The 8,882-nt window shown below is 45.4% G+C and carries 10 protein-coding genes; 8 read left to right on the plus strand and 2 right to left on the minus strand.

Going from position 1 to position 8,882, the window contains the following annotated elements:
- The first annotated feature begins 10 nt into the window (after positions 1-10).
- On the plus strand, positions 11-130 hold the full coding sequence (locus tag AC3DOM_RS12520; protein WP_487919393.1) for a DUF4230 domain-containing protein: 120 nt from the start codon (positions 11-13) through the stop codon (positions 128-130).
- 17 nt (positions 131-147) lie between these two features.
- Here the strand turns inward: AC3DOM_RS12520 and AC3DOM_RS12525 are convergent, their stop codons facing one another.
- Positions 148-963, minus strand: coding sequence for a lipoate--protein ligase family protein (locus AC3DOM_RS12525; protein WP_487919385.1), 816 nt, complete (start codon positions 961-963; stop codon positions 148-150).
- A 1-nt stretch (position 964) separates the two neighbouring features.
- Positions 965-1,879 carry a dihydrodipicolinate synthase family protein gene (locus tag AC3DOM_RS12530; RefSeq protein ID WP_487919386.1) on the minus strand — a complete coding sequence of 305 codons (915 nt, stop codon included), beginning with the start codon at positions 1,877-1,879 and terminating at the stop codon, positions 965-967.
- Positions 1,880-2,078: 199 nt separating this feature from the next.
- Between AC3DOM_RS12530 and AC3DOM_RS12535 the strand changes: the two genes are divergently transcribed.
- The 7 genes from AC3DOM_RS12535 (at position 2,079) to AC3DOM_RS12565 (ending at position 8,742) form a co-directional block, all read left to right on the plus strand.
- The gene (locus AC3DOM_RS12535; protein WP_487919394.1) at positions 2,079-3,965 is read left to right on the plus strand and encodes a beta-alanine-activating enzyme beta-propeller domain-containing protein; all 1,887 of its coding nucleotides are present in this window, start codon (positions 2,079-2,081) and stop codon (positions 3,963-3,965) included.
- Between the two features lie 15 nt (positions 3,966-3,980).
- Positions 3,981-4,886, plus strand: coding sequence for a PP2C family protein-serine/threonine phosphatase (locus tag AC3DOM_RS12540; protein WP_487919387.1), 906 nt, complete (start codon positions 3,981-3,983; stop codon positions 4,884-4,886).
- Between the two features lies 1 nt (position 4,887).
- A complete protein-coding gene (locus tag AC3DOM_RS12545; protein ID WP_487919388.1) occupies positions 4,888-6,363 on the plus strand; it encodes a DnaJ domain-containing protein in 1,476 nt (491 codons plus the stop codon).
- On the plus strand, positions 6,363-6,863 hold the full coding sequence (locus AC3DOM_RS12550) for an FHA domain-containing protein (protein ID WP_487919389.1): 501 nt from the start codon (positions 6,363-6,365) through the stop codon (positions 6,861-6,863). Before AC3DOM_RS12545 ends, AC3DOM_RS12550 begins: the two co-directional genes overlap by 1 nt.
- An 18-nt stretch (positions 6,864-6,881) precedes the next feature.
- Complete coding sequence (locus AC3DOM_RS12555) at positions 6,882-7,124, plus strand: hypothetical protein (protein WP_487919390.1); 243 nt, start codon at positions 6,882-6,884, stop codon at positions 7,122-7,124.
- Positions 7,125-7,126: 2 nt separating this feature from the next.
- Positions 7,127-7,849 carry a response regulator transcription factor gene (locus AC3DOM_RS12560; protein ID WP_487919391.1) on the plus strand — a complete coding sequence of 241 codons (723 nt, stop codon included), beginning with the start codon at positions 7,127-7,129 and terminating at the stop codon, positions 7,847-7,849.
- 233 nt (positions 7,850-8,082) lie between these two features.
- Entirely contained in the window at positions 8,083-8,742 is a 660-nt protein-coding gene (locus AC3DOM_RS12565) for a response regulator transcription factor (protein WP_487919392.1), read from the plus strand.
- Positions 8,743-8,882: the final 140 nt, after the last annotated feature.

Raw genomic sequence — 8,882 nt, forward strand, 5'->3', positions numbered from 1 at the left:
TGAGCAGGAAATCTATAAAGCCGCGTTGGAAGATGGCATATTAGATCTCGCCCAGCAGAATGCAGAAAACTATCTGGAAAAATTCTTCAATGCCCTGGGGTTTGATAATGTGATTTTTCTTAGCCCCTGATATTTTTAACAGTTCAATTAAATACGCTCAGTCCAATCTGGATGGGCGTATTTTTCTTTAACCAATGATGCCGCCCGTTTGGTTTCGGATTGTGATAACTCGTCCCGTTGGAAGCTGATCCCTAACGCCGATTCAAACCCTTGAACAAAAGACTTGCTGGCCGTTTCCCAGTCAGTGAATCGCCCCAAAGCTGATTCCACTGTGGTGGCGCGGGCCAAAAGATTCTCGGCGGCATGTTGACGGGATCCCTCGTCCGGGAAGATCAAGGCCTGGGTAATGCGTGCCAAATCCCCGGTCAAAGGGAGGGAACCGTGCTGAAGGACCCCATCCTTCTGGCGTGCTTGTGCGCTTCCGATCAATTTCTTCCCGTTCACTGTAATTTCATACGCGGAGGGGGTCTCAAAACAAACGGGGTTTGCTTGCGTACTTTGTTCAGCTCTTTCTTCGTTCATCTCTGCTTTGACATCCAGCATTTTCAAGGCGGTTAGCAAGCCCTGAGCGAGATGTTGATAGCTTTCCAGCAATGTCCCGCTGACGTGGGTGTTAGAACCTGGAGAAATGATTGAGTAGGTCAGCTCATCAGTATGCAGAATAGCACGTCCTCCGGTAATACGGCGGACAACATCCCAGCCATTGGCTTTCAGAGCGGGGATATTCACATCAGAAAAAGGTTGTGCGCGTCCCAGTGAGAGACAAGGTGGTACCCAGCCGAAGAGCCGCAACGTGGGCGGGGAATCCCCGCGGGATATATTTTCAAGAATTGCTTCATCGACTGCCATATTCCATGCGCCGGTGGCAGGTGGAGAAAGGTATAAACGCCAAACTTCACTCATATTATTGATCTAAGAAGGGGGCAAGTTCGGCGACTGCTGCATCAGCAAGATCTGATGGGGTTTGAAGCAGTGGGGGGCGTAATGGCCAATGAGGGAAATTATGCAAGCGAGCGGCCAATGCTTTCAGGAGGGGCGGAAAGGGCATATATTTTTCCAAAATTTCACGAATGACGGTGATTTTCCCTTGAATAACAGTGCCATCCTGCCCGGCGTTGAGGGTATCCCAGAGCAGGCGCAGCTCAGGTGAGATCAGGTTGGCAGGAGCAGTAATGCAACCCTGCGCGTGGAAATTCATTGCCTGCGAGAGGTAGGAATCTGTTCCATTTAGAACGAGCAGGTCACTTCCAAAACGGTCGCCCAGGGCTTTAGCGTGGATCAGGTCATGAGAAGAGTCTTTGATCCCGGCGAATTTTACCGGATGAGAATCTTTCAGGCGGGCGAGGAGATCATGCGATAGTGGCACCCCCGAAACACGGGGAATATGATAGCCGAGCAAGTATTTGCCCTCCGGGACAGATCGCCGTATGACGGCATCAAACCAGTTGAACAGCCCTTCATCAGTGGCATTGCGAAAATAGAAGGGAGGTAATACAACGACACCTTCAAAACCATTCTCGAAAGCCGCCTTGTTGAGATGAATGGTCTCCTGGAGGCTGGGAGTTCCGGTTCCGGCTAGAAGACGAAAATCGGGATGTTTTTGGCGGATTGCCACGGCAGCCTCGAAGAGCATGGCTCTCTCGATTGATGAGAAAGATGGCCCTTCGCCTGTGGTGCCAAAGAGTAATGCGCCGTGGCAACCTCTTTCGGCAAGAAAATCCAGATAAGTGGGAACAGACTCAAGGCTGAGAGTGTCTCCATCGCCATTTATTGGGGTAATTGATGCTGCGTAAATTCCGGCAAGGGGATGTAATGTCATGATTGAAAATCCTTTTTTTTCTAGATTTTGCCCCAAAACACACGAATGTGCAAGGGTAGGCCATCCGACCGGTTGCAAAACCAGCCCGTGCACACTATAATTCTGTATTCATTTAAAGATGAAGGTTTTTATGACGCAGCTGATTTCTTTGTGATCTCAAAGTACCCGGAGATTATCGGCGTGTAATAAGTGAGGAAAACTGGATACTAAAAAAGTAACATATTCTGAAGATGAAGGTAATTCACAACCTGTTCAGCAACAATTACAACCGGGAGTTACGCTCTCTGAACGTTACCTGATTCAGGAAATTGTTGGCATTGGGGGAATGGGATCTGTTTATCGTTCCCGGGATTTACATTTTCCGAATGTGGTAAAACTTGTTGCGGTTAAGGAAATGGTCAATCTTGCTCCTGACCCACAAATAAGAAAAACTATTGTCGAAAATTTTGAGCGTGAGGCCAATATTTTGGCAACGCTCACACACCCCTCCATCCCCAGTATTTTTGATTATTTCTCCAGTGAAGATCGATCTTATCTGGTCCTTGAATTTATTAATGGCAAGGATCTTGAAGCTGTCATACGGGAATCTGAAGGTTTCCTTTCTACAGCACAGGTTGTCTCATGGGCGATTGAGCTTTGTGATGTATTAAGTTTTTTGCATGGTCATAAGCCAGATCAGATTATTTTTAGGGATATGAAACCCTCCAATGTGATGGTTGATAATCGTGGTCATATTATGCTGGTCGATTTTGGAATAGCTAAACAATTCCAAACCGGGCAAAAAGGCACGATGATCGGAACAGAGGGATACTCCCCTCCAGAACAGTATCGGGGTGAAGCCACTCACCTTGCTGATATTTACGCGTTGGGGGCCACCGTTCATCATTTGCTTACAAAAAAAGATCCGCGTTTGGAACCACCATTTTCTTTTAATGAGCGGCCAATCAATAAATTCAATCAGGATGTTTCTCCCGAGATTGAAACAGTAATTGCACGGGCACTTGAATACGAGGCCAATGATCGATACCCGAATGTCGCTGAAATGAAAGATGCCTTGTCTGCTGCTGCTCGCCAAACGGGATTGCTTGCGAGAATGCCCTCCACGATTGCATCATCACTTGAGACAAATGGGATTAAGCCACTCTGGAGTTTCAAATGCGAAGATGAAATTCGTGGCACACCTGCCTATTTTGATAATACGATCTATATCGGCTGTTACGATAACAACCTTTATGCGCTCAATGCAGCCGAGGGTACTTTTAAATGGAAATATCCAACGGATGGCGGCATTGTTTCCAAGCCGGCCATTGCTGATGAAAATGTGTATTTCGGATCTGAAGATAAACGTTTACATGTAATTAGCGCTCGCTCCGGCAAAATTTCCTGGTCGCATTTTGCCGAAGGACCTTTCCATTCATCACCTTGCATTGCCGAAGGACATGTTTTTATTGGTTCAGATGATAACTGCCTGCATGCAATAAATAGCATGACTGGACGTTCAGCCTGGACTTTTACTGCATCTGATGCTGTTCGCTCTACCCCCTTTGTTGCGCATGAACTGATTTATTTCGGCTCTGAAAGTGGAGAATTCTATTGTTTAGACTTTAAAGGGAATATTAAATGGCAATTTAGAGCCAACCGTGGTATTACATCATCTCCACTGGTGACCGAACACGCTGTATACTTCACATCACTGGATGGAGTATTATATGCCTTGGATCCGAGCAATGGTTGGGTCCTTTGGAAATTCCGGATGGGAAAAGGCTCGATTTCATCCCCTGCTATTTTGGAGAACTTGATTTTCGCTGGTTCTGCTGACAGTTTTATTTATGCCATTGATTTGAAAACAGCTAAAGAAGTGTGGCGTTTTCGTACAGAACATCAAGTAACTGGCTCACCCGTTGTCTACAAAGATGCACTATATTCCACCTCAGTTGATGGTCATCTTTATTGTCTTGAAGCCCGTAAGGGACAGTTGCGTTGGAAATTTGCCACTGAAGGACCGATCACCGGATCCCCCATAGTTTATGATGATATTGTCTATTTTGGTTCTACAGACCACCAATTTTATGCACTCTTGGCATGAGAAGAGGAGCTACCTGTGTTTGAATTTCTGAAGAAGCTATTCCCAAACAAAATTAAAACTACCACCAATAGCGATGGAAAAGAAACAGTTCCACTATCTCCAGGGCAGGTGGATAACCTTAGCACAAATCAAAAGCAATCCTATGATCTGCTGCAGCTGACTGCTGCAGGCGGTCAATCTGTTGGGATGCAGCGTGAACTTAACGAAGATAGCCTCTTGGTTATCACTTCTACTCTTGCCGGAAATGCGGGCAACACTCCCTTTGGGCTGTATATAGTAGCAGATGGTATGGGAGGACATCAATACGGAGAAGTTGCCAGCAATACTGCCATAAGAACCTTTGGAGGGCATATAATCCGGAAATTCCACCCTTATCTTTTCAACTTGCCCACAACACCATTAAACGAATCCCTTCAAACCATTATGCATGATGGTGTCAATAAAGCACAGGAGGCCATTCAGCGTGATGCCCCTGGCAGTGGTACCACGCTTACGGCTGCGCTTGTTTTAGGACAGCAGATTACTATTGCCCATGTAGGAGATAGTCGTGCCTATTCCGTTTATCCCGATGGGCGATTCGAAGCAATTACTCGCGATCACTCTCTTGTAGGTCGCCTCGAAGAATTAGGGCAGATTACAGCGGAAGAAGCTGAAAAACACCCCCAGAAAAATGTTTTATATAGGGCATTAGGGCAGGGAGAAGTTCTCGAGCCTGATCTGTTCACCGTTTCTTTTCCACAAAAAGGGACCTTAATGATTTGTAGCGATGGTCTCTGGGGTGTCCTTAGCGAGGCTGAAATGTTCAAAGCCATGAATAGCGCAGATACGCTTGAACTCGCCTGCCAGAACCTTGTTAATGCAGCTAATGCAGCTGGAGGCCCTGATAATATATCTGTTGTGCTAGCGAAAATGATCGGGTAATATGTCAACTCTGCTAGATTATTACGCTCTTTTAGGAATAAACAGGGATGCAACTCAGGATGAGATCAAGCAAGCCTATTTCGATGCTGCCCAACCTCTGCATCCAGATAAAAATGAAGCTTCTGGTGAAACAGAACTATTTGAAAATATTCAACAAGCTTACGATCTTTTATCGAATCCGGAAAAACGAGCTCAATACGATGCAACATTAGTTCCGGAAGAAGAAATAATTTCGCCGATTGTTCACCGGGTTCTCTACAGCCGGCAGAGTCTTGTTCGACTGAATGAAACGCAATTGATCTATGCCCTTTTAGAGTGGAAGTCGCGCGAAAATGAAAAAGAGGTAATTTCGCCTCCGCTAAATATCTGCCTGGTTTTGGATTGCTCCACCTCTATGAAAGGGTCAAATATCGAGATGGCCAAAGCTGCAGCTATTCACCTGGTTCGTAGTTTAAGGCAGCAGGATATTTTTAGTATAGTTACATTTAGTGATCGGGCGCAGGTTCTTGTCCCTTCTTCATTGCAACCGGATCGTCAAAGAATGGAGACACAAATCAGGAGGGTCAATCCATCTGGTGGAACGGAGATATTGCAAGGGTTGCTAGTTGGTGTTGAAGAAGTTCGAAGAAATCTTTCAGATGAGTGGGTTAATCATGTGATCTTGCTAACCGATGGCCAAACGTATGGAGATGAAGCTGAGGCGTTGGCCCTCGCTGAAAGAACAGCCGAACAGGGTATTGGGATTAGCGGTTTGGGAATTGGCCAGGATTGGAACGATGACTTTCTGGATGAATTGGCTGCTAAAACGGGGAGTAGTAGCAGCTATATAGCTGAGCCACAAGAAATACAAAGATTTTTAGAAGAGAAATTTAGGCAATTGACAAAAGTCTTTGCAGAAAACGTTGAGCTAACCATTAAAAATGCCCCCAATATTGATCTAACCTATGCTTTCCGCCTACAACCGAACGCGACACATCTTTCTGCCGAGAAAGCGATACAATTGGGAGTTCTATTGCGTGACCAACCGCTTAGTCTCTTACTCGAATTTGAAATAAAGCCAACTGCAATTTTGCAGGATGAGGCAGAATTGTTGAATGGCTCATTGAAATTTGATATTCTCTCAAAATCATTGCCGACCCCACCCATGCGAGTTCGGCTTTCCCGAAATGTAACCGAGAAGGCAATTCTCGAACCTCCCTCGCCAACCCTTGTTCAAGCCCTGGCAAATCTCAACTTATACCGGATGCAGGAAAAGGCGCAGGAGGAAGCTGACGCTGGAAATTATAATGAAGCCTCTATCCGCTTGCATCGCCTGGCGACTCATCTTCTATCTCAAGGTGAGAGCAGTATGGCAAATACAATTATATTGGAGGCGGAAAATCTACAAAAAAAGCAAACTTTCTCAAAAGAAGGTCGCAAGAATATCAAATATGGTACGCGGGCATTACAATTGCCGGTAGAAATAGGAGAAACATAATGGTTATATGTCCGTCTTGTCAGTCTCAGGAAGCTGAGGGGGCCTTATTTTGCAGTGAATGCGGTGCGCAATTACTTCATAAGGATTTGGTAACACAAAATATCGGGACCAATGAATTAGGCGGTGAATCTCTGAGTGAAATTCCCCCAAAGGAGGAAAGAACATCTACTATTGGCTCTATTTCCCTCCAACTATTGGAGGGAGGCCAATTTCTCCCACTCAAAAATCGGAAGGAATTTACAATGGGGCGAGTAAGCGTTGGGCAAACAATAATGCCCGATATTGATCTAACACCCCATGGGGCCTTTGATAGTGGTGTTTCGCGATTGCATGCTGTCTTAAGGAATTCCGAAGGCAGAGTGACTATTATGGATTTGGGTTCTTCAAATGGGACTTATGTTGATGGCACCCGATTGGAGCCAGAAAGGGAAAACTCCCTGTCACATGGCAGCATTATTTCCTTAGGGAAACTAAAAATCCAGTTTCTCTTGCAAAAATAATATTTAAGGAAGGATAGTATGGCTTATAATGTCATTTTGCATATTTCTGGGGATGTACCTGTATTTGGTGAAGTTGAAGAATTACCAGGACCCTCTGATACAATAATTATCGTAAGTAACCCTCGCTCTCGTGAGGGAAAAGAACTTCACTATATTCAAAAAGAAGTTGTTCAGGTGATTTGGCCTATCGATAAAATCAATTTTATTGAGGTCATGCCCGGTGAAAATGATGAGCAGATCATCGGCTTTGTGAGGGAATAAGAATGGCGAAAGAATTTGAGCGTCGTAAAATCCTGGTTGTTGATGATGAAGAGCGGATGGTACGTTTTATCCGACTGAACCTCGAACATGACGGCTTTCTCGTTAGTGAAGCCTTTAATGGAAAAGAGGCTATTCAGCAATTACGTGATGTGGCTCCAGATTTGATTCTCCTCGACGTGATGATGCCTGATCTGGACGGATTTGAAGTTTTGCAGAGAATTCGTGAATCAAACAAGGTCCCTGTTTTGATGCTTACCGCTAAAGGAGAAGAGGATGATCGCGTCCGTGGCCTTGAGCTTGGTGCGGACGATTACATCACCAAACCATTTAGCCCGCGTGAGATGGTTAGTCGTGTAAAGGCAGTTTTACGTCGCACCGAAGCGGCGAGCGGATCGATGCACGGATTGATCGAAGTGGATGACCGTTTGAGGATTGATTTCGACCGCCGGGAGATTTGGCTGGAAGGCCAGATCGTCAAATTGCGCCCCACAGAATATCGGCTGCTTTACCACCTCGTTCAAAATGCGGGTTGGGTGATCTCTCATGATCAATTATTGACCAAGGTTTGGGGGTATGAGTATCGGGATGAACCACATTATGTTCGCCTGTATATCAATTATCTGCGCAAGAAACTCGAAGCTGATCCCGCAAACCCAAAATATATTTTAACGGAACGAGGCGTTGGCTATCGTTTTGTCGATTTTCGGAGAGAAGTCAACACCTGATAAAGAGATGCCTTGGGAAACTTAATTAAGTATCCATCCTGAAATATCTCGTAGTGACGACTTTAGTCGCTCTTTACGGCTGAAACCGTTACTCCAAAAGAATCTTAGGATAGGTTCTAAGCCTAAAGCCAGGAATTAATAAAAAAGGGATGGCAGATGGTTTTTGTATATCCTTGCCATCTTTTCTTCTGTAAACTATACTTCTAAATCAATCTGGAGTTATTGGAGAATTAATGGCAAAAAAACGCATTATATTGGTTGATGACCACGAAGTTGTCCGCATTGGATTAAAGACTTTAATTGAGCGGCACCCTGATTTTGAGGTTGTTGGAGAAGCAAGTTCGGCGCGGGAAGCGGTGGAAAAAACCGCCAATCTCGAACCAGACGTGGTTGTGATGGATATCCGTTTGCCTGGTGTTTCCGGAATAGATGCTTGCGAGGAGATCGTGAAGCGTTTTCCAAAAACAAAGGTGCTGATGTTGACCTCGTATGCTGAAGATGAGATGCTTTTTTCTGCGATCCGTGCCGGGGCCTCGGGTTATGTGCTCAAACAGATCGGTGGCGATGATTTGATCAAAGCCCTGGAATCTGTGGGGAGCGGTGAAGGTCAGCTCGACCCTGCGGTAACTCAGCGGGTATTTCAGGAAGTTCGCCGTTCCGTCCGGGAGGAAGAGGCTTCGGCCTTTGCGAATCTGAGTCAGCAGGAGAAACATGTCTTGCAGTTGGTATCTGAGGGGAAGACGAACCGCGAGATCGCCAAGGCTCTTTTTCTTGGCGAAGGGACAGTGCGCAATTATGTGAGCAGTATCCTTTCAAAATTAGGCGTGAGTAATCGCGCCGAAGCAGCTGCCTATGCTGTGGAGCATAGCTTGAAAGAATATATTGATATGTAATCTGGAAATTCTTTGATGTTTAATAAAACCCTAAAAGTGATCGCCTTTAGGGTTTTGAGTTATTTAACGGCTTTTATATATTTTCACTTTTTGCAGGCAAATAAATCAGACGCCGAAATAAAAGTTCCTCCCCCGCAAGC

The sequence above is a fragment of the Candidatus Desulfolinea nitratireducens genome, assembly GCF_982879505.1.